We start from the raw sequence: 24,247 nt of genomic DNA on the forward strand, positions 1-24,247 counted from the left end.
TCGCCCAGGGCGCGAACCAGCGCGACGCCTCCAGGAACAGCGGCAGGCAGTAGCGCAGGATGCCGAACGTGCCGACCTTGTCGAGGCCGCCGCGGCGACGCCGGCCACCGCCCGCAGCGCCACCAGCGCCCACAGGGTGGGTGCGGCGGCGCTGAGCAACGACGCCAGGGCGAAGCCGGCGACACCGCCGCGGAACAGCCGGTCCGCGCCGTACCGGTCGGCCGCGGCGCCGGCGCAGAGCAGCAGCGCCGCGAACGCGACCGTGTAGCCGGTGGTGGCCCACTGCAGGCCGGTCACCGAAGCGCCGAGGGAAGCCGCCAGGTCGGGCTCGGCGACGGCGAGCACGGTCAGGTCCAGCAGCACCATGAAGTAGCCCAGCGAGACGCCGGTGAGCAGGGGTGGGATCACGACGGCAACGGTGCGGCCCCGGGCCGGCCCGCTCCACCGGCTGTGCCGTACGCCGCGTTCGGAATTTCCGCATGCCCCGCGCTCTTGGTCCTGGCCGTGGACCTCACGCAGCTCCGGACGTTCGAGGCCGTCGTCCGGCACCACACCGTCACCGACGCCGCGGTCGCTCTCGGCCTCGCGCCGTCGTCGGTCTCGCAGCAGATCCGGACCCTGGAGGGCGCCCTCGGCGTCGCCCTGTTCGACCGCGGGCCGCGGGGCATGGCGCTCACCGCGGCGGGGGAGCGGCTGCGGGGCTGGGCCCGGACGCTGCTGGACCAGGCGGAGCGGGCCCGGCTCGACGTGCGGGGCGAGCCGCAACGGATCCGCCTCGGCGCGCTGGAGACGCTGGCCGGCTCGCACGTGCCCGGTGTCGTCGCCCGGCTGGCCGTGCGCCGGCCGGACCTCGCGGTCGAGCCGCGCGCGGACCGCAACCGGGCCGAGCTGCTCGCCGACGTGGTCGACCAGCGCCTCGACGCCGCGCTGCTGCTGGATTCCGGCCCGGGCGTCGGCGGGCTCGGCTTTCCCACCCCGTCCGAGCCGCTGAGCTTCGTCGACCTCGAACCCGTGCCGCTGGCGCTGGTCGCGGCGCCCGGGCACGCGCTGGCCGCCCGCACCGGGCTGACACCGGCGGACCTGGCCGGGCAGCGGCTGCTCGTCAACGTGCCCGAGTGCTCGTTCTGGATGGCGGCCGACCGGGCGCTGGGCGACGCGCCGGAGCGGGTGCGGGTCGGGGGTGTGCCGGTGATGCGCGCCTGGGCCGAGCAGGGGCTTGGGATGACGCTGCTGCCGGGCTTCGCGGTCGCGGAGAGCCTGCGGGCCGGCCGGCTGGCCAAGCTCGACCTGCCCGTGCCGGAGCTGAGCCTGCGGCTGGTCTGGCGGGCCGACCGGGAACGCCTGCCCGGCCTGCGTGACGTCCTCTACGCCGCCGCCGGCTGAGAGGCCAGCGGACGACGCTCCGCTCTGCCAGCTAACCGACCGCTCTGCGGTCGGCCGAGTCCGGGCCCAGGATCACCGCGCGGACCGCGTCCTCGACCTCGGCCGTGCAGACGAAGATCAGCTCGTCGCCGGCCTCCAGCGGGTCGTCCGGCGTCGGCACCAGCACCCGCCGGCCCCGCAGGATCGCGACCAGCGCCGAGTCCCGGGGGAGCGGCACGTTGCGCACCGGCAGGCCCACGTAGGGCGCGGTCGGCGGCAGCGTGATCTCGACCAGGTTGGCCTCGCCCTGGCGGAACGTCATCAGCCGGACGAGGTCGCCGACCGTGACCGCCTCCTCGACCAGCGCGGCCATCAGCCGCGGCTTGCTCACCGCGACGTCGACGCCCCACTGCTCGGTGAACAGCCACTCGTTCTCGGCGCGGTTGACCCGGGCGACCACCCGCGGCACCGCGAACTCGGTCTTCGCCAGCAGCGAGACGACGAGGTTGACCTTGTCGTCACCGGTGGCGGCGACCACCACGTCGCAGCTCGCGACGTTGGACTCCTCAAGGCTGGCCAGCTCGCAGGCGTCGGCCAGGATCCACTCCGCGGCCGGCACGCGCTCCGGGCGCAGCATCTTCGGCGACCGCTCGATGAGCATCACCTCGTGGCCGTTGCCGACGAGCTCGGCGGCGATCGAGCGGCCCACGTTGCCCGCTCCGGCGATGGCGACCCGCATGGTCAGTGCCCCCCTTCCGGAGCGGCGGCGGCGACCTCGGTCACCGACGTGGCGATGTCGTCGGTGACCAGCATGAACAGCTGGTCACCCTCCTGGATCACGGTCGACGCGGTGGGCAGGGTGCCGATGCCGAAGCGCATCACGTACGCCGCCCGCGCACCGACCGCGTCCTCCAGCGAGCGCAGCAGGCGGCCGATCCAGTCCTTGTGCGCCGGCACCTCGATGATCGAGACGGTGCTGGTCGGGTCCCGGAAGATCTCGACGTGCCCCTCGGGGATCAGGTGCCGGATCATCCGGTCCGCCGTCCACCGGACCGTGGCCACCGTCGGGATGCCGAGCCGTTCGTACACCTCGGCCCGCTTCTGGTCGTAGATCCGGGCCGCGACGCGCGTCACACCGAACGTCTCGCGGGCGAGCCGGGCCGAAATGATGTTGGAGTTGTCGCCGCTGGAGACCGCGGCGAACGCGTCGGCCCGTTCGATGCCGGCCTCCCGCAGCACGTCGCGGTCGAAGCCCACGCCGGCCACCGTGATCCCGCCGAACTCCGGGCCCAGCCGGCGGAAGGCGTCCGGGTTCTGGTCGACGACGGCCACGGAGTGGCCCTGCTCCTCGAGGGTGTGCGCGAGCGTCGAGCCGACGCGACCACAGCCCATGATCACGACGTGCACGGTGGCACCCCTTCCACGGCGGTTTTCGGCCGATTGACCGTACCGCTTGCCAGCAGATCAACGGTGTGCGCCTACCGCTCGGCAGCCCATTCCCGCCGGCCGTACCCTTACCCGTTGTGGCCAGACCCACCTCGGTGATGAAGCGTCTGCTGCTGGGCCGACCGTTCCGGTCGGACCGGCTGCAGCACACGCTGCTGCCCAAGCGCATCGCCCTGCCGGTGTTCGCCTCCGACGCCCTCTCCAGCGTCGCGTACGCGCCCGACGAGATCCTGCTGACGCTCTCCATCGCGGGCGCCTCGGCCTACGTGTTCTCGCCGTGGGTGGCACTCGCCGTGGTCGTCGTGATGCTCACCGTGGTCGCCAGCTACCGGCAGAACGTGCACGCCTATCCGTCGGGCGGCGGCGACTACGAGGTGGCCACGGTCAACCTGGGGCCGAAGTTCGGCATCGGCGTGGCCAGCGCGCTGCTGGTCGACTACGTGCTGACCGTCGCCGTGTCGGTCTCCTCCGGCGTGGCCAACCTCGGTTCCGTGGTCCCGTGGGTGGCCACGCACAAGATCGCGGTAGCGGTCGGCGCCGTGATCGTGCTGACCGCGATGAACCTGCGCGGCCTGCGCGAGTCGGGCACGGCGTTCGCGATCCCGACGTACGGCTTCATGATCGTCATCATCGGCATGCTGCTGACCGGTTTCTTCCGGATCTTCGTGCTCGGTGACGACCTCCGGGCACCCAGCGCCGGGTTGACCATCGCGGCCGAACACGACGTGACCGGCGCCGCGATGGTCTTCCTGCTGTTGCGGACGTTCTCCTCCGGTGCGGCGGCGCTGACCGGTGTCGAGGCGATCTCCAACGGCGTGCCGGCGTTCAAGCCGCCCAAGAGCCGCAACGCGGCGACCACGCTGCTGCTGCTCGGCACCGTGGCGGTCAGCATGCTCGTCGGCATCGTCTACCTGTCCCGCGTGACCCACCTGCAGTTCATGGAGGACCCGGCCCGGCAGATCGTCGGGGGCGCCGGCGACTACGTGCAGAAGACGGTCACCACCCAGCTCGGCGAGACGGTGTTCGGCTCCGGCTCGATCCTGCTCTACGTGGTCGCCGGTGCCACGGCGCTGATCCTGTTCCTGGCCGCCAACACCGCGTTCAACGGCTTCCCGGTGCTCGGCTCGATCCTCGCCCAGGACCGTTACCTGCCCCGCCAGCTGCACACCCGGGGCGACCGGCTGGCGTTCTCCAACGGCATCATCTTCCTCGCCGTCTGCGCGATCGTGCTCATCGTCGCGTTCCAGGCCGAGGTGACCCGGCTGATCCAGCTCTACATCGTGGGCGTGTTCGTCTCGTTCACGCTGTCGCAGACCGGCATGATCCGGCACTGGAACCGGCTGCTGCCCCGGGAGCGGGATCCCGAGGCCCGGCGCCGGATGCACCGGGCCCGGGCGATCAACACGTTCGGCGCGTTCCTCACCGGCACGGTGCTGGTCATCGTGCTGATCACCAAGTTCCTGCTGGGCGCCTGGATCGCGATCGCCGCGATGCTGGTGATCTACGCGGTGATGCTCGCCATCCGCCAGCACTACGACCGGGTGTCGCGGGAGCTCTCGCCCGACGAGGCGCGGCCGATGCTGCCGGCCCGCAACCACGCGGTCGTGCTGGTCTCGAAGGTGCACATGCCGACCCTGCGGGCGGTCGCGTACGCCCAGGCCACCCGCCCCGACACGATCACCGCGGTGACCGTCAACGTCGACGACAAGGACACCCGGGCGGTCCAGGCGGAGTGGGAGCGGCGCGACGTGCCGGTGCCGCTGACCGTCATCGACTCGCCCTACCGCGAGATCACCCGGCCGATCATCGACTTCGTCAAGCGGGTCCGCACGGACTCGCCCCGCGACGTGGTCACGGTCTTCATCCCGGAGTACGTCGTCGGCCACTGGTGGGAGAACCTGCTGCACAACCAGAGCGCGCTGCGGCTCAAGGGCCGGCTGCTGTTCGAGCCGGGCGTGATGGTGACCAGCGTGCCGTGGCAGCTCGCCTCGAGCCAGACCCGCAACCTCGACCGGCTGGACGCCACGCTGATCCGGGGGCCGGCGCGTGGCCCCCGCAACCGGGGCGGCCACAAGCACGGCCCGACGGTCGTGCCCGCCACTCCCGAGCCCGCGCCGGCCGGCGGCGACGAGGCGGCGCCGGCGTCGGCGGACCGCACGTGAGCGACGCGCGCCCGGAGCCGGTCGGCGAGGAGGAGCGGGTCACGCTCACCGTCGGCCCGCCGGCGCACGGCGGGCACTGCGTCGCCCGGCTCGACGGCCAGGTGGTGTTCGTCCGGCACGCGCTGCCCGGCGAGCGGGTCACCGCGGTGGTCACCGAGGTACACAGTGGATACCTGCGGGCCGACGCGGTGGAGATCCTCGAGCCGGCGCCGGAGCGGGTCACGCCGCCCTGCCCGTACGCCGGACCGGGTCGCTGCGGCGGCTGCGACCTCCAGCACGTGGCGCCGCCCGCGCAACTCGACTGGAAGACCGCGGTGCTGCGCGAGCAGCTGACCCGGCTGGGCAAGCTGTCCGAGGCCGAGGTGGACGCGCTGGGCGTCGCGGTGGTCGCGCTGCCCGGCGGGCCGACCGGCTGGCGCACCCGGGTCCGCTACGCGGTCGACGCGGCGGGTCGGCCCGGGCTGCTCAAGCACCGCTCGCACGAGGTCGTGCCGATCGACCGCTGCCTGATCGCGCACCCGGCCGTCCAGGCCTTGCCCGTGCTCGACCGCGGCTGGCCGACGGCCGACGCCGTGGAGACCGTGGCCTCCTCGGCGGGCGACGTCGCCGTGCTGGCGCACCCGGGCGGTGGTGAGCCCGGCACCGTGCGTGAGCGCGCGATCGGTCGCACCTGGACGATCGGCGCCGAGACGTTCTGGCAGGTGCACCCCGCGGCCGCCGGCACGCTGGTCGGCGCGGTGCTCGACCTGGTCGGGCCGCGGGCCGGCGAGCGGGCGTGGGACCTCTACGGCGGCGCGGGACTGTTCGCCGCGGCACTGGCCGAGCGGGTCGGCCCCGGCGGTCGCGTCACGCTGGTCGAGTCGGCGCCGGACGGGGTGGCCGCGGCCCGCGACAACCTCGGTGACCTGCCCTGGGTCGAGGTCGTTGCGGCCCGCGTGGAGACCGCGCTGGCCCGCCGCCGGGTGGCCGGACCGGTCGACGTGGTGGTGCTGGATCCGCCGCGCACGGGCGCGGGTGCGCGGGTCGTCGAGTCGCTCGTCGGGTCGGGCGCCCGTGCGGTCGGCTATGTCGCGTGCGATCCGGCCGCGTTCGCCCGCGACGTCCGCACGTTCCGCGAGCACGGTTGGCGGCTGGCGGAACTGCGCGGCTACGACTGTTTCCCGATGACGCACCACCTCGAATGCGTCGGGCTGCTGGTGCCTGAATCGTGAATCGAATTAGTTTTCGGAATGCGGTGCAGCCGAATTGACCCCCGAACGGGGGTCAGCGCTGTGCGGCGGCCATCGCGCGATTGGGGGCGACGGTGCTGCCCTCCGATTCGTGGCCGGACGCGGCGCGCCGGTCGCGGACGCGGATCCAGGCGATGACGAGCAGGATCAGCGGGAGCAGCGGCAACGCGACGATCGCGACGAGGACCAGCGCGAGCAGTTGACCCACCGCGTACTTCCCGGAAATGCGTGTCATGGGCACACCTTTTTCGGGACGGAAAACAACTGCCACCATCGTACGTCTTTCGGCCGTGTGCCCTATTCGTCTCCGGCATGCCGGAACGGGCTTTCCGATGGCCGTACCCAATCATCGATCATGGCATTGGCGTGCGGTTATGAAGATCGGTCCGAGCCGATACGGCCGGTGCCGGCGTCACCAGCTGTCACGGTCCCGTCAGTAAGACTTGTCCGATCGGGCCCGCGGTTCACCCGAACGGGCGGGCGTCACCCAGTGCTCCCGGCCGTGCGCGGACCGTCCACATGCAGGAGACCGCAGCCCTTGCGGAAAGGGAGATTCGGTGAAGACGATCTCGGATCGGGGTGCGGCAGGTGCGTACCCGATTACACTTGCCGGTCATGAGCGTTGAAGAGGGTCGGGCCAGTCTGTTGTCCGCCATCCGCGGCCCACAGGACCTCAAACGGCTCTCCGTCGAGGAGTTGGTCCTGCTCTCCGCCGAGATCCGTGACTTCCTCGTCGCGAAGGTCTCCCGCACCGGCGGGCACCTGGGCCCCAACCTCGGCGTCGTCGAGCTGACGCTGGCGCTGCACCGGGTCTTCGACTCGCCGCGCGACAAGCTGCTGTTCGACACGGGCCACCAGTCCTACGTTCACAAGATCGTGACGGGCCGGCAGGCCGGGTTCGACCAGCTCCGCCAGCGCGGCGGGCTGTCCGGCTACCCGAGCCGCGCCGAGAGCGACCACGACCTGATCGAGAACTCGCACGCCTCGACGGCGCTGAGCTACGCCGACGGAATGGCCAAGGCCTTCGCGCTGCGCGGCGAGGACCGCGGCGTGGTCGCCGTGGTCGGCGACGGCGCGCTCACCGGCGGCATGTGCTGGGAGGCGCTCAACAACATCGCCACCGCCGGCAACCCGCTCGTCATCGTCGTCAACGACAACCAGCGGTCCTACGCGCCGACGATCGGCGGCCTCGCCGACCACCTGTCCTCGCTGCGGCTCAACCCGGGCTACGAGAAGGTGCTCGACCTGGTCAAGGAGTCGCTGGGCTCGACGCCGCTGGTCGGCAAGCCGCTCTACGAGGTTTTGCACGCGGTGAAGAAGGGCATCAAGGATGCCGTGGCGCCGCAGGCCATGTTCGAGGATCTCGGCATCAAGTACGTCGGGCCGGTCGACGGCCACGACATCAGTGCCGTGGAGTCGGCGCTGCGCCGCGCCAAGGGCTTCCGCGGCCCGGTCATCGTGCACGCGGTGACCCGCAAGGGCTACGGCTACCGCCCCGCCGAGGAGGACGACGCCGACTGCCTGCACGGCCCGAGCAGCGCGTTCGACGTCGAGACCGGCAAGCTGCTGGCCGCGCCGAGCGTCAAGTGGACCCACGTGTTCGCCGACGAGCTGGTCGCGATCGCCGACGAGCGTCCCGACGTCGTCGGCATCACCGCCGCGATGGCCGAGCCGACCGGCATCGCCGCGCTGGCCCGCAAGCACCCCGACCGCGTCTACGACGTGGGCATCGCCGAGCAGCACGCCGCGACCTCGGCCGCCGGTCTCGCGCTGGGCGGCCTGCACCCGGTGGTCGCGGTCTACGCGACGTTCCTCAACCGGGCGTTCGACCAGGTGCTGCTCGATGTCGCGATGCACAAGCTGCCGGTGACCTTCGTGCTCGATCGGGCCGGTGTCACCGGTCCCGACGGGCCGAGCCACTACGGCATCTGGGACATGTCGGTCTTCGGCGTCGTGCCGGGGCTGCGCATCGCGGCGCCCCGCGACGCCGCCACGCTGCGCGAGGAGCTGCGCGAGGCGCTGGCCGTCGAGGACGGGCCGACCATCCTGCGCTTCCCGACCGGCTCCGTCGCCGCCGACCTGCCGGCCGTCCGGCGCGCCGGCCCGGTCGACGTGCTGCGCGAGGACCGCCGCAAGGACGTCCTGCTGGTCGCGGTCGGCGCGTTCGGCCACCTCGGCGTCGAGGTCGCGACCCGGCTCGCCGAGCACGGTTACGGCGTCACGGTCGTCGACCCGCGTTGGGTCCGCCCGGTGCCGGCCGAGCTGGTCACGCTGGCCGCCGCGCACCGCCTCGTGGTCACCGTCGAGGACGGCGTGCGCACCGGCGGCGTCGGCGACGCCCTCGCGAAGGCCATGCGCGACGCCGACGTCCGCGTCCCGCTGCGCGACCTGGGCGTGCCCGCCGACTGGCACCCGCACGGCAACCGCGCCCAGATCCTGTCCGACGTCGGCCTCACCGCCCAGGACGTGGCCCGCGAGGTCACCGGCTGGGTCTCCCGCCTCGACGACACCGCACCGGCCGAGCACATCGGCGCAGCGACAGCGCCGAAGTCGGCACAGCGGGACAACGTGACCCCCTAGGCACACGCAGATGTCCGAGCGGCCGGGCGAGTGGGTGGTGATCGACCTCGGCACCGCCCACGGCACGGTCGAGGACGACCAGGCACCCGGTCCGCGGCACCGCCGGCGCTCGTGGCGCGCCCGGCTGGCCGCGACGGCGGCCGGGCTGCTGCTGGTCTGCGGCGGCGCGGCCACCGCCAGCCCGCCGTTCCGCCCCACCGCCGCGGTCCCGGTCGAGCCCGGCTCCAGCGTCTCCGTCGCCGGCGACCTGCTGGTGGTCGCCGACCCGGCACCGCCGGGCGCGACCGTCGTGGGCACGACGGCGACGGCCGGCGGCACGGCCGGCGGCGACGCCGACGCGGGCCTGATCGAGCTGCACGGCTACGACCTCCCCGGCGGACACCAGCGCTGGCGACTGCGGCTGCCCGCCGCGATGTCACAGTCGGCCACCAGGGTCGGTGACCTGGTGCTGCTCGCGTCCCGTGACTCGATCCGCCGGCAGACCGGCACCACCGCGATCGACGCCGGCACCGGCGCGGTGCGCTGGAGCCGCGACGACGCGGTGCTGACGGTGCCGGGCGTCGGCATGGGCCTGGCCGTGGACGAGGTGCGCAGCGCGAGCGGCGCCGGGCGCCGGGTGGCCGGCCGGATCGACGCGATCGACCTGGCGACCGGGCGTACGCTCTGGCACGACCGGGTGCCGTCGACGGCGGTCGCGCACGTGGTGGCCGGCGATCCGGCCCTGGCCGTGCTGGTCCTCGACTCGGGCCGCACCGAGGTGCACGACCTGGCCACCGGGGCGCTGCGGGGCGCGGGCACGTTGCCGCCCGCCGACTACGCGCCCGACAACCCGCGCCTGGTCGACGACGGGTTCGTCCTCCGGCACCCCGACCCCCGGCCGGGCCGGCGGTCCGCGCTCAGCGCGTACAACCTCGACAACGTCGGCCTCGAATGGAGCCGGCCGGACCGCGCGCGGGACGTCCGGTGGGCCGACTGCGCCGGGGACCTGTGCGCGCGTACACCCGAGGGGATCTGGACGCTCGACCTCGACGACGGCGGTCTGGCCTTCGCGACCGGTGACGGGCTGCCCTGGCTGCCCGTGCGGGGCAGCGCGGACCAGCTCGTCTTCCGGCTCCTGCCGGACGAGCGGGTGGCGGTGGCCGGCGGCGGCACGTCCGCGGCGCCCCGACCGCTCGGCACGCTGCCGGCCGGCAGCCGCGACTGCCGCGCCGGCGACACGGCGCTGGTCTGCCGCGGCGGCGACGGCCACCACCTCGCGATCTTCTCGCTACCTCAGTAGCGGCCATGCTGCCGGGCGGCACCATCGACCTGGGCTCGGTCGCCGACCAGCCGGCCGAGCCGGTCGAGCGCGAGCTGCCCCGGCGGTCGCCGTTCTGGTCCGTCGTCGGTGTGCTCGCGGCGGCGTTGCTGGTGCTCGGCGGGTCACTCGTCCCCGAGCCACCGCTGACCGAGACGGTGACCCGGCCCGGCGGCGTGGGGTCCTCGTTCGCGGTCGCGGGCGACCGGCTCTACCTCGTGCGCCGGGCCGGCGAGGCGACCTGGTCGCTGAGCGCGCTGCGGCTGCCGAGCGGCGCCGAGCTCTGGACGGCGGCGTACGCGCCGACCGGCGAGCGGATCATCCGGATCGACACCGCGGGTCCGGTGCTGCTGATCTCCGGCGGCGAGACCACGGGACGGATCCTGCGCACCGACGCGTACGACGCCGCCACCGGAACCCGGCTGTGGTCGGTGCCCGAGGAGATCGTGGTCGACGCGGACGCCAACACCGGCTACGCCAGCGACCCTGACCCGCCCCGCTTGCGCGCGCTGGACCTGGCGACCGGGCGCCAGCTCTGGTCGGCGGAGCCGCACGACCGGTTCACCTTCACCGCGCTCGGCGGGCCCGCGCCGGTGGCCGGCCGGATCCCGCCGCGGCCGGCGCCCGAGTCCGAGGCGAACGCGGTCGGCGGCGCGGGCGGCGCGACCGTGGCCACCGGCACGTCCGGCTCCGGTGCGGGCCGGGCCGGCCGGCTCGTGGTCTTCGTCCGGTCCGGGCGGATCGAGCTGCGCGACGCGCGCAGCGGGACGGTGCTCCGGACGGCCACCCCGCTCGGCACCGAGGTGCTCCCGCTGTCCGGGCTGAGCGCCGGCGGCGGGCTGGTGCTCTGGTACGCCCAGCACGGCGGCACCGGCATGGTCGGGCTCGACCCGGACACGCTGGCCGTGCGGTGGCGGATGCCGTACGACATCGACGGCGGCGGCATCGGCCGGTGCCTGGCGCTGGTCTGCGTGAGCAGCCACGGCGACGTGCTGGCCCTCGACCCGCGGACCGGCCGGCTGCGCTGGCGGGCGCCCGAGGCCAGCTACGTGGTCGAGGCCCGGGGCCAGCTCATCGCCCTCGGCACCGTGCCGGGCGGGATCGGGCCGGTCCGCACCGTCGACCCGGACACCGGCGCCCAGGTCACCGACCTGCGCGGCTGGCGCACCGGGGCCCGTGGCGACCCGGTCGTCACCCGGATCCCGATGGGCGCCGCGCACAGCGTGATCGCCACCCTCGGGCCGCCCAGCGGCGTCCTGCGCCCACTCGGCACCGCCGACGAGGTCCTGCTCGCCTGCCAGTCCGGCCCCGCGGCCATCGTCTGCCGCACCGCGAACGGCACACTGCGGATCTGGGCCGTCCGGCCGGAGCGCTAGCTTTGCTCACACGGGCTTGACAGGGGCTGAGGGAGGCTGTTGCGGTGCGGGTGCTGGTGGTGGAGGACGAGCGCAACCTGGCCGACGCGATCGCGCGGGGGTTGCGGCGGCACGGGCTGGCCGTCGACGTGGCCTACGACGGCACGTCCGGCCACGAGATGGCCTTCGTCACCCGGTACGACGTGGTCGTGCTCGACCGCGACCTGCCCGGCGTCCACGGCGACCAGATCTGCGCCGACCTGGTCTCCTCCGGCGCGCTGACCCGCGTGCTGATGCTGACCGCCAGCGGCACGGTCGCGGACCGGGTCGACGGCCTGCAGCTCGGCGCCGACGACTACCTGCCCAAGCCGTTCGCCTTCGACGAGCTGGTGGCCCGGGTGCGGGCCCTCGGCCGGCGGGCCACGCCGCCCGCGCCGCCCGTGCTCTCGGTCGCGGACCTGGTGCTCGACCCCGCCCGTCGCGTGGCCACCCGGGCCGGCGCGCCGGTCGACCTGACCCGCAAGGAGTTCGGCGTGCTCGAGGAGCTGCTCAAGGCGCGCGGCGCCGTGGTGTCGAGCGAAGAGCTGCTGGAGCGCGTCTGGGACGCCAACACCGACCCGTTCACGACCACGGTCCGGGTGACCGTGATGACGCTGCGCAAGAAGCTCGGCGAACCACCGCTGATCGAGACGGTGGTCGGCGCCGGCTACCGGATGCCAGGGGAGCTGGTCTCATGACCGTTTACGCGGCGGCCCGGCAGCGCGGGCCCCGGCCCACCCTGCGGCTGCGGCTCACCCTGCTCAACGGCGTGGTGGTGGTCGCCACCGGGCTCGTGCTGATCCTGCTGGCCTGGGTGCTGGTCGGCGACGCCGTCCACCCGGCCGACCAGCTCCAGGCGGGCGCGTTCGTCGACCTCGCCGACGGCCGCCGGCTCGACGCCGCCGCCTGGCAGGCCCAGGTGGTCGACTCCGCCTCCCGCGAGCTGCTGGTCAAGGGGCTGCTGGCGCTGCTCGTGACCAGCCTGGTCGGGATCGTCGCCGCCTACGCGGTGGCCGGCCGGGCGCTGCGCCCGCTGCACCGGGTCACCGCGACTGCCCGCCGGCTCGGCGAGCAGACGCTCGACCAGCGGATCCGCTACACCGGCGCCGACGACGAGATCGCCGAGCTGGCCCGGACGTTCGACGCGATGCTCGACCGGCTCGGGTCGGCGTTCGAGGCGCAGAAACGGTTCGTCGCCAACGCCTCGCACGAGCTGCGTACGCCGCTGGCCGTGATGCGCACGGAGATCGACGTCACGCTGGCCGACGACGAGGCCGACGAGGCCGAGTTCCGCCGGATGGCGACCGTGGTCCGCGACGCCTCCGAACGCGCCAACGGCCTCGTCGACGCGCTGCTGGTGCTGGCGCGCAGCGAGGCACAACGCGGCCGCCGGCTGGGCCGCAAGGTGCCGGGCGACCTGGCCGACGGGCTGCGGGCGGCGCTGTCGGCGATGCGCGGCGAGGTGGACCGCCTCGGTGTGACCGTGGAGACCGACCTCGCGCCGGCGCCCGTGGTGGGCGACCCGGGCCTGCTCGAGCGGCTGGCCGGCAACCTCGTGGAGAACGCCGTGCGCTACAACCACCTGCACGGGCGGCTGTGGGCGCGCACGGGCACCGACGGCGACCAGGTGTTCCTGGTGGTCGGCAACACCGGCTTCGAGGTCGACACGGCCGACGTGCCGGGCCTGTTCGAGCCGTTCCGGCGCGGCGGCCGGGAGCGCACGGGCGCCCGCGGCTCGGGCCTCGGCCTGTCGATCGTGCGCGCGGTGTGCGACGCGCACGGCGGCACGGTGACCGCGACGCCGCAGGAGGGTGGTGGCCTGGAGGTGCGGGTGACGTTGCCGGCCGCGAGCGTCACGCCGGTGGCGGCGGGCTCGGCGGCGGTGGGTGACGCGAAACCGCGTTGATCTACGTCACGTTCGCCTGGCACGGTGGCGGCCATGACCAACCGCATCCACCACATCAACGTCGACAGCCACGACCCCTACGAGTTGGCCGGCTGGTGGTCCCAGGTGCTCGGTTACGCGCGCTCCACGGACGACTTTCCGGGCGATCCCGAAGCGCTCCTGATCGCCCCCGACGGTGCCGGCCCGGGCGTGCTGTTCTGCCGGGTTCCGGACGACAAGGTCACCAAGAACCGGCTCCACCTGGACCTTCAGCCGTCCGACCACAGCCGTGACGAGGAGGTCGACCGCCTGCTCGCCCTCGGCGCGACGCTGGTCGGCGACCACCGCCGCCCCGACGGCACGGGCTGGGTGACCCTCGCCGATCCGGAGGGCAATGAGTTCTGCGTCGAGCGCAGCGCGGCCGAGCGGGCAGCGGCTTGACGGGGTCACGATCGGGACACACGTTCTGTCCCGTGCCCGACGCAGGGCCAGCGGTGCTGGCGGGGGGTCGTTACGATCCGGCAGTCAACCTGAGAGTTTCCAGGGAGCCGTGATGTCCGACCCTTACGCCCAGCCGCCGCAGTACGGCTCCCAGCCGCCATACGGCGACCAGCCGCCGCAGCAACCCCAGTACGGCCAGCAGCCGCAGTACGGGCAGCAGCAGCCGCCCCAGTACGGGCAGCAGCCCCCGCAGTACGGCGAGCAGCAGCCGCAGTACGGGCAGCCCTACGGCGAGCAGCCGACGGCCCCCAACTACGGGCAGAGCTACGGGTCGCCGCAGCCCGGCACCTACGGCCAGCCGCCGCAGCAGCCCGGCTACGGCCAGCAGCAGCCCGGCTACGGCGACTACGGGCAGCAGCAGCAGCCGCCCTCCTCGGGTGCGCCCTACGGCCAGCCGCAGCCGTCGTCGCCGGCGCCCTACGGGCAGCAGCCCGCCTACCAGCCCCCGGCCTACGGCCAGCCGCCGCAGCAGCCGACCTACGGTGAGCAGCCGTTCGGCGGCCCGCCGATGCCGCCGACCGCGCCGCCGAAGAAGAGCCGCGCCGGCCGGATCGTGCTGATCGTCCTCGCCGTGGTGCTGCTGCTCTGCGTCGGCGGCGGCGTCGCCCTCTACTTCGTGCTCAAGGACCCGGTGAAGGACGTCGTCGCGGCGGCCAACACCCGGGTGGTCGCGCCCGACACGCTGGGCGGCAAGCCGAAGATCACCGACCCGACGCTGCAGGGCGCGGTCGACGAGATGAAGAACGGCCTCAACTCCGACCTGCCCGAGATCACCAGCACGGCGGCGGCGTTCTACGGCTCGATCGAGAAGCAGGAACTGATCATGCTGGTCGCGGCGTCCGGCCTGGTCGCCGACCCCGACAAGGAGCTCGACGACGCGTTCAGCGGCGCCAGCGCCGGCGGCGGCCTGGCGATCAAGAACGTCAAGGACGTCGACGCCGGCCCGCAGGGCGGCCAGGCCCGCTGCGGCGACGCGACGGTCAGCAGCGGCGGCGCCGAGGTGTCCATGGGCGTGTGCGCCTGGGCCGACCGCGGCAGCGTGGGCCTGATCGGCGTCTACAACAGCGACGGCACGAAGGCCTACAAGAACTTCGTGGCGATGCGCGCCGAGGTCGAGAAGCAGTAGCAGGACCGCGAAAGGGCCCCGGGCGTTCGCCTGGGGCCCTTTCGCGTGCCGTCAGAGCCGGCCGGTCGCGGCCAGGTACGGCGTGATGCCGCCCAGGTGGAACGGCCAGCCCGCGCCGAGCACCAGGCACAGGTCGATGTCCTTGGCGTCCGCGACGACGCCGTCGGCCAGCATCGTCCTGACCTCGTCGGCGATCGCGTCCAGCGCCCGGTCGCGGACCTGCTCGGCGGTCAGCGGCGCGTCGCCCACCCGCAGGAGCGCGACCACCGACTCGTCGATCTGGCCCTCGCGGTCGGTCAGCGACTTCCCGCTCTCGACGATGGGGCCGAGGTTGGCGCTGACGCCGAAGCGGTCCGGGAACGCCGCGTGCATGGTCTCCGCCACGTGCAGCGCGACCGCCGGCCCGACCATCGAGAGCAGCGCGAGCGGCCGCATCGGCAGGCCCAGCGGGTCGAGCGCGGTGTTGGCCACCTCGACCGGCGTGCCGGCGTCGATCGCCGCGTAGATCTCGCCGAGGAACCGGGTCAGCAGCCGGTTGACCACGAACGCGGGCGCGTCCTTGACCAGCACGCAGGACTTGCGCAGCTGCTTGCCGACGGCGAACGCGGTGGCCAGCGTCGGGTCGTCGGTCTTGCCGGCCCGCACGACCTCGACCAGCGGCATCACCGAGACCGGGTTGAAGAAGTGGAAGCCGACGACCCGCTCGGGGTGCTCCAGGTCGGCGGCCATCTCGGTGACCGACAGCGACGACGTGTTGGTGGCCAGCACCGCCTCGGGCGAGACGACCTTCTCCAGCTCGGCGAAGACCTGCTTCTTCACGCCCAGGTCCTCGAACACGGCCTCGATGACGAAGTCCGCGTCGGCGAACGCCGCCTTGTCGACCGAGCCGGTGACCAGGCCCCGCAGTTTGGCCGCGGTGCCCTCGTCGATCCGGCCCTTGGCGTGCAGCTTGTCGATCTCGCCGTGCACGTAGGCGACGCCCTTGTCGACGCGCTCCTGGTCGAGGTCGGTGAGCACGACCGGGACCTCGAGCCGCCGGGCGAACAGCAGCGCCATCTGCCCGGCCATCAGCCCGGCGCCGACGACGCCGACCTTGGTGACGTCGCGGGCCAGCGCCCGGTCGGGCGCGCCGGCCGGCCGCTTCGCCCGGCGCTGCACCAGGTCGAACGCGTACAGGCTGTTGCGCAGCTGCGGGCCGGTGACCAGGTCGCCGAGCGCCTCGTCCTCCGCGGCCGTGCCCGTGGCGAAGTCCGCGTCCTTGGCCAGCGCCAGCAGCTCCAGCGCCTTCTCGGCCGAGGCGACCGCGCCGTGCAGCTTCTCGTCGAGCTGCAGCTTGGCGAAGTAGAGGACGCCGTCCCACATGTCGCGGTCGATCTCCGGCCGCTCGACCGTGACCTCGCCGGCGACGACGCCGGCCGCCCACTCCAGCGAGCGCTCGAGGAAGTCGGCCGGCTCCAGCAGCACGTCGGCGATGCCCAGCTCGCGGGCCTGCGGCGGGCGCAGCGTCTTCTGCGTGAGCGGGTTCTGGATGATCACCTGCGCGGCCGGGGCGATGCCGATCAGGTTCGGCAGGAGCTGGGTGCCGCCCCACGCCGGCACGAGGCCGAGCGAGACCTCGGGCAGCGCGAGCGCGTTGGCGCCGCTCGACAGCGTGCGGTAGTGGCAGTGCAGCGCGACCTCGAGCCCGCCGCCCATCGCGACGCCGTTGACGAAGGCGAACGTCGGGATCGTCGACTCGCGCAGCCGGTTGAACACCCGGTGCCCGAACCGGCCCAGCTCGACCGCCTGCTCGCGCGACTTGATCAGCGGCATCCCGGTGATGTCGGCGCCGACCGAGAAGATGTACGGCTTGCCGGTGATCGCGATGAACGTTGGCTCCAGCGCCGTCGCCGCCGTGATCGCCTCGTCCAGGCTGGTCAGGCCGCCGGGGCCGAAGCTGTTGGGCTTGGTGTGGTCGAGCCCGTTGTCCAGCGTGATCAGGGCGGCCTTGACGCCCTTGACGGTCACCGCGCGCACCAGCGCCTTCGTGACGACCTCGTTGCTGGTCACTTCGCACCCTCCCAGGCCGGGTTCTCCCAGATGACCGAGCCGCCCATGCCGATGCCGATGCACATGGCGGTGACGCCGTACCGCACCTCGGGGTGCTCGGCGAACTGGCGGGCCAGCTGCGTCATCAGCCGCACGCCGGAGGAGGCCAGCGGGTGGCCGACGGCGATCGCGCCGCCCCAGGGGTTGACCCGCGGGTCGTCGTCGGCGATGCCGAAGTGGTCGAGGAAGGCCAGCACCTGCACGGCGAACGCCTCGTTGAGCTCGAACAGGCCGATGTCACCGATGCCCAGGCCGGCGATCCGCAGGGCCTTCTCCGTCGCGGGGATCGGGCCGACGCCCATCACCTCGGGCTCGACGCCGACGAAGCCGTAGGAGACCAGCCGCATCGCGACCGGCAGGCCCAGCTCGCGGGCGGTGTCCTCGGCGGCGATGATGCTCGCGGTCGCGCCGTCGTTGAGGCCGGCCGAGTTGCCCGCCGTGACCCGGCCGTGCGGGCGGAACGGGGTCTTCAGCGTGGCGAGCTTCGCCATGCTCGTCTCGCGCGGCGCCTCGTCGACGGTGGCCAGGCCCCAGCCGTTCTCGGGGTCGCGGGTCGCGACCGGCACGAGGTCGTCCTGCAGCTTGCCGTTCGCGTACGCCTTGGCGGTCTTGACCTGGCTGGCGAGGCCGAACGCGTCGGCGCGCTCCTTGGTGACCGCCGGCAGCCGGTCGTGCAGGTTCTCCGCGGTCTTGCCCATCACGAGCGCGGACGGGTCGACGAGCTTCTCGGCCAGGATCCGCGGGTTGGGGTCGACGCCCTCGCCCATCGGGTGGCGGCCCATGTGCTCGACGCCGCCGGCGATGGCGACGTCGTACGCGCCCATCGCGATGCCGCCCGCGACGTTCGTCACCGCGGTCATCGCACCGGCGCACATGCGGTCGATCGCGAAGCCCGGCACGGTCTTCGGCAGGCCGGCCAGCAGGGCGGCGGTGCGGCCGATGGTCAGGCCCTGGTCGCCGATCTGGGTGGTCGCGGCGATCGCGACCTCCTCCACAGCCTCCTTGGGAAGTTGCGGGTTGCGGCGCAACAGCTCGCGGATGCAGCGGATGACGAGATCGTCGGCGCGGGTGTGCGCGTACATGCCACCCGCCTTTCCGAACGGGGTGCGAACGCCGTCGACGAACGCGACGTCGCGTACTGATCGGGGCACGGGTCGGGGCCTCCTCGGATGGGGTACTGACCCGTATGCTACTCGTCAGTAACCTCGCGTGGAGCGTGGAGTCGGCCACAACGGCGCGATTGGTAGGGTCCAGCCCATGAAGGTCTTGATCGCGGGTGGGGCAGGGTTCATCGGCAGCACGATGGCGTCGGCCTGCCTGGACTCCGGCATCACCCCGGTCATCGTGGACAACCTGGTCACCGGCCGGGCCGAGTACGTCCGCGACCGGATCTTCTACGAGGGCGACATCGCCGACGGTGCGCTGATCGACCGGATTTTCGCCGAGCACCCGGACATCTCGGCCGTGGTGCACGCCGCGGCGCTCATCGTGGTGCCGGAGTCGGTGGCCGAGCCGCTGCGCTACTACCGCGAGAACGTGTCGAAGTCGGTCGAGCTGATCGAGCACGTGGTCCGCAACGGCTGCCAGCGCTACCTGTTCTCGTCGTCGGCCTCGATCTACGCGCCGGGCGCGGACTTCACGGTCGACGAGTCCTCGCCGTTGCTGCCCGAGTCGCCGTACGCCCGGACCAAGGCGGTCATGGAGTGGGTGCTCGAGGACGCGACCAACGCGTACGACCTGCGGGTCATCTCCCTGCGCTACTTCAACCCCATCGGCGCTGACCCGAAGATGCGCACGGGCCTGCAGCAGGCGAAGCCGACCCACCTGCTCGGCCGGCTGATCACCGCGCTCGAGGCGGGCGAGGAGTTCCAGATCACCGGCACGGACTGGCCGACCCGCGACGGCAGCGGCATCCGCGACTTCATCCACGTGTGGGACCTGGCCCGCGCCCACGTCGAGGCCCTGCGTCGCTTCGACACGGTGCTGCCGGCCGGCGGTGACCGCCGCTACGACGTGCTCAACCTCGGCACGGGCCGGGGCACGACGGTCCGCGAGTTCGTGGACGCCTTCCGCCGGGTCGTCGACCGCCCGCTGCGCGTCACGGAAGCCCCGCCGCGCCCGGGCGACGTGGTCGGCTCGTACGCGCGCACGGACAAGGCCGCCGCGGCCCTGGACTGGTCCTGCGACTACACGGTCGAGGACGGCATCCGCCACTCCCTGGAGTGGTCGACCCTCCGCCCGGGCCTGCTGGGCGAGTAGCTCAGCCGGCCTTCGGGTCGGAGAGGGCGTCGGCCAGGTCCGTGGCGATCAGGCCGACCTGCCAGGCGCGGGCGCCGTAGCCGCGCAGCGTGGCCGAGACCGTGTCCGGGGTGACGTCCTCCGGCGGGGTCCAGGCCAGCCGGCGGATCGAGTCCGGTGCGATCAGGTTCTCCGGCGGCAGCTTGTGTGCCGCCGCCGTCGTCGTGACCACCTCGCGGCACCGGGCCAGCCGGGCCGCCGCGACCGGGTCGCGTTCCGCCCAGCGGTGCGGCGGGGGCGGTCCGTCGATCGGCGGGTTGGTCGGCAGGGCGTCGTCCGGCAGGCCGCGGGCCGTGTCCAGGGCGTCGAGCCACGTGCGGGCGAGCCGGCGGACCGAGCGGCCGCCGAAGCCCGGCAGGGACAGCAGGGTCCGCTCGTCCTTCGGGTCGATCTCGGCCGCCGCGATGATCGCCGAGTCGGGCAGCACCCGGCCCGGTGCCGAGTCGCGCCGGGCGGCGATGTCGTCGCGGGCGTACCAGATCGCGCGGACCCGGGCCTGCGCCCGCGCGCCGCGGATGCGGTGGATGCCGGACGTGCGGCGCCACGGGTCGGGGCGGTTGCGCGGCGGCTGGGCGCCCCAGGCGACCAGCGCGGCGAACTCCTCCGCCGCCCAGTCCTGTTTGCCCTGGGCCACGAGCTCGCCCGCGAGCGCGTCCCGGAGGTCGACCAGCAGCTCCACGTCGAGGGCGGCGTAGCTCAGCCACGAGTCCGGCAGCGGGCGGCTCGACCAGTCCGCGGCCGAGTGGTGCTTCTCCAGGGCGTACCCGAGGAGCTGCTCCGTCAGCGCGGCCAGGCCGACGCGTTCGAAGCCCGCGAGCCGGCCGGCCAGCTCGGTGTCGAAGAGGCGGCGGGGGCGCAGGCCGAGGTCGGACAGGCACGGCAGGTCCTGGCTGGCGGCGTGCAGCACCCACTCGGCGTCCGCGATGGCGGCGTCGAGCGTGCGCAGGTCGCCCAGCGGCAGCGGGTCGATCAGCACGGTGCCGGCACCGCCGCGGCGGAGCTGGACCAGGTAGGCCCGTTGGCTGTAGCGGTAGCCCGAGGCGCGCTCGGCGTCGATCGCCACCGGGCCGGTGCCGGCGGCGAAGCGGGCCACGGCGGCCGCGAGGTCGTCGGGCGACTCCACGGGCGCAGGTGTGCCCTCCCGCGGCGCGGTGAGCAGCTGCGGTGCGGGGCCCGCGAGGGGTTCGGAGGCCGCCGGGCCGTCGGGGGAGCCGGTGGAGGGGCCGTCCGCTTCGGGGGAGGTGGGCGACTCGTCCCCCGCTCGGCGTGCGGCCCGACGGCGCAGGGGTGGTTCGTCGGTCACCTGCCAACCCTAGTAGGCGTGCCGTCACGCGTCGGACAGCCGGGTCGGCGCGTCGGGAGGTGCGGTACGGTCTCGCGGGGGCCCAGTCCGGTGCGACGGGAGGGAGCGGAGATGTCCGCCGGGGACGAGCGCACAACCTGGCCCGAAACTTCACCTGGGTACGGCGGTCCGCCGGCGCCCGACCACCGCGTGCTGGCGCCCGACGGGCCGATCTACCGCCCGGCCGACCGCGAGCCGCCACCCTATGCGCCACCAGGGCCGCGGGAGCCGGCCGAACCGTCGCCGGTCTATCCGCCGCGGGACTTCTCCGCCTACGCGCCACCGCCGGCGCCGGCACCGCGGGTGCCCCTGGACGCCGCCCGTGTGCCGCCGCCGCGGGCCTTCGACCCCGGTGTGCCGTTCGGTCCCGCCGTGACCGCACCACCACCCGCGGCCGACACCCGGAGAGGTGAAAAGCGCCGCTGGTCCGCCGGCCTCACCTTCGCCCTGGTCGTGGTCCTCGCCGGCGTGGTCGCCTACCAGGCGGTGCGGATCGAGCAGCTCGGCGACCGGCTCGCCGGCAGCGAGCGGGCGCAGGCCGACGACCGCGACCGGGCGACCGCGCGGCTGGACGAGGTCGACGGCCGGGCCGGTGCCCTGGAGAAGCGGCTCGCCGGCGCCTTCAACCCCGAGGCCATCTCCACCGCCGCGCTGCCCAGCGTGCTACGGGTGGCGGCGGGCAACGTGACCGGCACCGCGTTCGCGGTGGGCAGGCCCGCGAGCGGTGGGAAGACCAACCTGATCACCAACTTCCACGTCGTCGAGGACGTCTACGACGGCGGCGACCGGGAGGTCTTCCTGGAGCGCGGCGGCAAGCGGTACGCGGCCCAGATCGTCGCCGTCAACCGCGGCGGCGACGTGGCGCACCTGCGTACCACCACCAAGATCAATGGTCTGGTCACCGCGAAGGGCGCGGTCAAGTCGGGCCAGCAGATCGTGGTGGTCGGTGCCCCGCTGGGCCTGAGCGACTCGGTGACGACGGGCGTGGTGAGCGCGGTCCGCGAGCTGCCCGACAGCAACGGGCCGATGATCCAGTTCGACGCGCCGATCAACCCCGGGAACTCGGGCGGCCCTGTGATCAACTCCGCCAAGCAGGTGGTCGGCATCGCGACCGCGAAGGCGGAGAATGCGGAGGGCATCGGGTTGGCGGTGCCGATCAAGGTCGCCTGCGACGCGTTCAAGGTCTGCTGAACCGCGGTGCGGCCGCCGCGATCCCTTCCGCGGCGGCCGCACCTGGCCGTCAGGCGAGCGGAGATCGGCGCGTGAAACGATGGTGGCGATGACGACGACGACCCACACCGACTCCGCCCTGGTCCGCGCTGCCCGGCGCGAGGACGCCCCGCACACGCCCGTCTGGTTCATGCGCCAGGCCGGCCGCTCGCTCCCGGAGTACCGGGAGGTCCGCGGCGGGCTCGGGATGCTCGACACGATCCGCCGCCCCGACCTGGTCGCGGAGATCACGCTGCAGCCGGTCCGCCGGCATGGCGTCGACGCGGCGATCCTGTTCAGCGACATCGTGGTGCCGGTCGCGGCGGCCGGGGTCGGCGTCGACATCGTCGCCGGCACGGGGCCGGTGGTGGCCGAGCCGATCCGGGCGCCGCAGGACGTGGCCCGGCTGCGCCGCCTCGACCCGACCGACGTGTCCTACGTGGACCAGGCGGTCCGGCTCACCATCGCCGAGCTCGGCGACACCCCGCTGATCGGCTTCGCCGGCGCCCCGTTCACGCTGGCCAGCTACCTGATCGAGGGCGGACCGTCGCGGACGCACGCCAAGACCAAGGCGCTGATGTACGGCGACCCGGAAACCTGGCACGCCCTCTGCGGCCGCCTGGCCGAGAACGCGCTGACCTTCCTCCGCGTCCAGATCGACGCGGGCGTCGCCGCCGTGCAGCTGTTCGACTCGTGGGCCGGCGCGCTCTCGGAGGCCGACTACCGCCGCTTCGTCCTGCCCCACTCGTCGGCGGTGCTCGACGGGCTGGCGGACGCCGGCGTGCCGCGCATCCACTTCGGGGTCGGCACCGGCGAGCTGCTCGGCGCCATGGGCGAGGCGGGCGCCGACGTGGTCGGGGTCGACTGGCGTACGCCGCTCGACGTCGCCACCGGCCGGATCGGCGCCGGCAAGGCGGTGCAGGGCAACCTCGACCCGACCACGCTGTTCGCGCCGTGGGAGGTCATCGAGGCTGAGGTGCGCCGCGTGCTCCTACAGGGCCGGGCCGCGCCGGGGCACATCTTCAACCTCGGCCACGGCGTGATCCCGGAGACCGACCCCACGGTGTTGACCCGCGTGACGGAGCTGGTGCACACGATGACGGCTGTCTAGTTTCAGCCGTAATGTCGCCCGGCCGCGGCCGATCGTGCTAGGGCGTCCGGCGCGCCCTTCCCCCATGGCGCCCCGATCCATGCATAGGCTGCGGTCATGGCTCCGACAGCGGTTCCCGACGTCTTCGCGAACGCCGTCGCCAGCCTTCGCGCCGCCACCCCGCGCGCCGAGATCGTGCTCGAGGAGGTCGGCGCGCCCCAGCGGCTCGCGCCTTTCACGTTCGCGCTGAGCGCGTCGGTCACCAAGCCCGACGACGACGAGATGGCCACCGGCCGGCTGATCCTGCTGCACGACCCCGCGGGCCACGAGGCCTGGGAGGGCACGATGCGGCTGGTGACCTACGTGACCGCCGAGGTCGACGTCGACATGGCCGCCGACCCGCTGCTGCCGACCGTGGGCTGGACGTGGCTGACCGACGCCCTTGACGCGCAGGACGCGCACTACCGGGCCATCGGCGGCACCGTCACCCAGACCATGTCGACCCGGTTCGGCGACCTCGCCGGTCCGCCGACCGCGGCCGACATCGAGATCCGGGCGAGCTGGACCCCGACCGACGAGGACCTGGGCGCCCACCTGCTGGCGTGGTCGACGCTGCTGGCCTCGACCGCCGGCCTCCCGCCGCCCGGCGTCACAGCGCTGCCCGGCCGCCGCACCGCGTAGAACGCCCCGCCATATGGTGGGTGCCATGCAGCACGTCGCCATCATCGGTGGCGGGATCGCCGGACTTTCCGCCGCGGTGCGGATCCACGACCAGGCGCCCGGCACCCGGGTCACCGTCTTCGAGCAGGGCGCCGTCCTGGGCGGCAAGCTCCGCACCGGCGAGCTGGCCGGTTCGCCGGTCGAGCTGGGCGCCGAAGCCTTCCTGGTGCGCGACGCCGCCACCGGCGAGGACTCGCCCGCTGTCAAGCTGGCCCGCCGCGTCGGGCTCGGCGACGACCTGGTCAACCCCGCGGTCGGCGCCGCCGCGCTCGCCGTCGGCGGCAAGCTCCTGCCGATGCCGCGCGGGACCCTGACCGGCGTGCCGGGCGATCTCGGCGCGCTGGCCGGCGTCGCCGGCGTGGTCGACAACGACCTGGACGCCGGCCACCCGCTGCTCGCCGAGGCCGAGGACGTCGCCGTCGGGACGTCGCGATGGCCACGACCGTGCCGGAGAGCAGCGACCAGAAGCCGGCCGCCGCGGTCATCCGCTTCCAGAACATGCCGACGATGAACGTGGC

Annotated in this window: 20 protein-coding genes and 2 pseudogenes; 15 read left to right on the forward strand and 7 right to left on the reverse strand. The window is 73.7% G+C overall.

Annotated elements, in window-relative coordinates; all coding sequences use genetic code 11:
• Nucleotides 1-138 precede the first annotated feature (138 nt).
• A pseudogene (locus tag AB0H87_RS15720) lies at nt 139-366 on the reverse strand (MFS transporter); the annotation flags it as partial.
• Between the two features lie 138 nt (nt 367-504).
• Here AB0H87_RS15720 and AB0H87_RS15725 point away from each other — a divergent pair.
• A complete protein-coding gene (locus AB0H87_RS15725) occupies nt 505-1,383 on the forward strand; it encodes a LysR family transcriptional regulator (RefSeq protein WP_360144936.1) in 879 nt (292 codons plus the stop codon).
• Between the two features lie 31 nt (nt 1,384-1,414).
• Here the strand turns inward: AB0H87_RS15725 and AB0H87_RS15730 are convergent, their stop codons facing one another.
• Nucleotides 1,415-2,107 carry a TrkA family potassium uptake protein gene (locus AB0H87_RS15730; protein ID WP_360144993.1) on the reverse strand — a complete coding sequence of 231 codons (693 nt, stop codon included), beginning with the start codon at nt 2,105-2,107 and terminating at the stop codon, nt 1,415-1,417.
• Nucleotides 2,104-2,769 carry a TrkA family potassium uptake protein gene (locus AB0H87_RS15735; protein WP_360144939.1) on the reverse strand — a complete coding sequence of 222 codons (666 nt, stop codon included), beginning with the start codon at nt 2,767-2,769 and terminating at the stop codon, nt 2,104-2,106. The genes AB0H87_RS15730 and AB0H87_RS15735 overlap by 4 nt, the downstream gene beginning before the upstream one ends.
• A 116-nt stretch (nt 2,770-2,885) precedes the next feature.
• Here AB0H87_RS15735 and AB0H87_RS15740 point away from each other — a divergent pair, with 116 nt between their 5' ends.
• Nucleotides 2,886-4,970 (forward strand): APC family permease, encoded by a 2,085-nt coding sequence (locus AB0H87_RS15740; protein WP_360144942.1) that lies wholly within the window; start codon nt 2,886-2,888, stop codon nt 4,968-4,970.
• Entirely contained in the window at nt 4,967-6,181 is a 1,215-nt protein-coding gene (locus tag AB0H87_RS15745; RefSeq protein WP_360144945.1) for a TRAM domain-containing protein, read from the forward strand. The genes AB0H87_RS15740 and AB0H87_RS15745 overlap by 4 nt, the downstream gene beginning before the upstream one ends.
• 52 nt (nt 6,182-6,233) lie before the next feature.
• Here AB0H87_RS15745 and AB0H87_RS15750 read toward each other — a convergent pair whose 3' ends face one another.
• Nucleotides 6,234-6,434, reverse strand: coding sequence for a hypothetical protein (locus tag AB0H87_RS15750; protein ID WP_360144948.1), 201 nt, complete (start codon nt 6,432-6,434; stop codon nt 6,234-6,236).
• 380 nt (nt 6,435-6,814) lie between these two features.
• On the opposite strand from AB0H87_RS15750, the gene dxs reads away from it, so the two are divergent.
• The 7 genes from dxs to AB0H87_RS15785 all read left to right on the forward strand — a co-directional run bounded on the left by dxs (nt 6,815) and on the right by AB0H87_RS15785 (nt 14,982).
• Nucleotides 6,815-8,779: a 1-deoxy-D-xylulose-5-phosphate synthase gene (dxs, locus tag AB0H87_RS15755; protein WP_360144951.1), complete on the forward strand. Its 1,965-nt coding sequence runs from the start codon at nt 6,815-6,817 to the stop codon at nt 8,777-8,779.
• Between the two features lie 10 nt (nt 8,780-8,789).
• The gene (locus AB0H87_RS15760; protein ID WP_360144954.1) at nt 8,790-10,058 is read left to right on the forward strand and encodes a PQQ-binding-like beta-propeller repeat protein; all 1,269 of its coding nucleotides are present in this window, start codon (nt 8,790-8,792) and stop codon (nt 10,056-10,058) included.
• Nucleotides 10,059-10,063: 5 nt separating this feature from the next.
• Entirely contained in the window at nt 10,064-11,452 is a 1,389-nt protein-coding gene (locus AB0H87_RS15765) for a PQQ-binding-like beta-propeller repeat protein (protein WP_360144957.1), read from the forward strand.
• Between the two features lie 44 nt (nt 11,453-11,496).
• Nucleotides 11,497-12,168 carry a response regulator transcription factor gene (locus AB0H87_RS15770; protein ID WP_360144960.1) on the forward strand — a complete coding sequence of 224 codons (672 nt, stop codon included), beginning with the start codon at nt 11,497-11,499 and terminating at the stop codon, nt 12,166-12,168.
• Nucleotides 12,165-13,376, forward strand: coding sequence for a HAMP domain-containing sensor histidine kinase (locus AB0H87_RS15775; RefSeq protein WP_360144963.1), 1,212 nt, complete (start codon nt 12,165-12,167; stop codon nt 13,374-13,376). The genes AB0H87_RS15770 and AB0H87_RS15775 overlap by 4 nt, the downstream gene beginning before the upstream one ends.
• Before the next feature lie 33 nt (nt 13,377-13,409).
• Nucleotides 13,410-13,796 (forward strand): VOC family protein, encoded by a 387-nt coding sequence (locus AB0H87_RS15780; protein WP_360144966.1) that lies wholly within the window; start codon nt 13,410-13,412, stop codon nt 13,794-13,796.
• A 112-nt stretch (nt 13,797-13,908) separates the two neighbouring features.
• Entirely contained in the window at nt 13,909-14,982 is a 1,074-nt protein-coding gene (locus AB0H87_RS15785; RefSeq protein WP_360144969.1) for a hypothetical protein, read from the forward strand.
• 51 nt (nt 14,983-15,033) lie between these two features.
• On the opposite strand, the gene AB0H87_RS15790 is transcribed toward AB0H87_RS15785, so the two are convergent.
• Nucleotides 15,034-17,031, reverse strand: coding sequence for a 3-hydroxyacyl-CoA dehydrogenase NAD-binding domain-containing protein (locus AB0H87_RS15790; RefSeq protein ID WP_360144972.1), 1,998 nt, complete (start codon nt 17,029-17,031; stop codon nt 15,034-15,036).
• Nucleotides 17,028-18,221 (reverse strand): acetyl-CoA C-acyltransferase, encoded by a 1,194-nt coding sequence (locus tag AB0H87_RS15795; RefSeq protein ID WP_360144975.1) that lies wholly within the window; start codon nt 18,219-18,221, stop codon nt 17,028-17,030. Before AB0H87_RS15795 ends, AB0H87_RS15790 begins: the two co-directional genes overlap by 4 nt.
• Before the next feature lie 106 nt (nt 18,222-18,327).
• On the opposite strand from AB0H87_RS15795, the gene galE reads away from it, so the two are divergent.
• Entirely contained in the window at nt 18,328-19,329 is a 1,002-nt protein-coding gene (gene galE, locus AB0H87_RS15800; protein ID WP_360144978.1) for a UDP-glucose 4-epimerase GalE, read from the forward strand.
• 1 nt (nt 19,330) lies between these two features.
• On the opposite strand, the gene AB0H87_RS15805 is transcribed toward galE, so the two are convergent.
• Complete coding sequence (locus AB0H87_RS15805) at nt 19,331-20,671, reverse strand: ribonuclease D (protein ID WP_360144981.1); 1,341 nt, start codon at nt 20,669-20,671, stop codon at nt 19,331-19,333.
• A gap of 111 nt (nt 20,672-20,782) precedes the next feature.
• Here AB0H87_RS15805 and AB0H87_RS15810 point away from each other — a divergent pair, with 111 nt between their 5' ends.
• From AB0H87_RS15810 to AB0H87_RS15825, 4 genes and pseudogenes are all read left to right on the forward strand, one after another.
• A complete protein-coding gene (locus tag AB0H87_RS15810) occupies nt 20,783-21,901 on the forward strand; it encodes a trypsin-like peptidase domain-containing protein (protein WP_360144984.1) in 1,119 nt (372 codons plus the stop codon).
• Nucleotides 21,902-21,980: 79 nt separating this feature from the next.
• Entirely contained in the window at nt 21,981-23,030 is a 1,050-nt protein-coding gene (gene hemE / locus AB0H87_RS15815; RefSeq protein ID WP_360144987.1) for a uroporphyrinogen decarboxylase, read from the forward strand.
• A 96-nt stretch (nt 23,031-23,126) separates the two neighbouring features.
• Nucleotides 23,127-23,690, forward strand: a complete 564-nt coding sequence (locus tag AB0H87_RS15820; protein ID WP_360144990.1) for a DUF3000 domain-containing protein — start codon at nt 23,127-23,129, stop codon at nt 23,688-23,690.
• Nucleotides 23,691-23,703: 13 nt separating this feature from the next.
• A pseudogene (locus tag AB0H87_RS15825) lies at nt 23,704-24,153 on the forward strand (FAD-dependent oxidoreductase); the annotation flags it as partial.
• Between the last annotated feature and the right edge of the window lie 94 nt (nt 24,154-24,247).

The organism is Asanoa sp. NPDC050611 (assembly GCF_040654855.1).
In the GTDB taxonomy this organism is placed as follows: domain Bacteria; phylum Actinomycetota; class Actinomycetes; order Mycobacteriales; family Micromonosporaceae; genus Asanoa.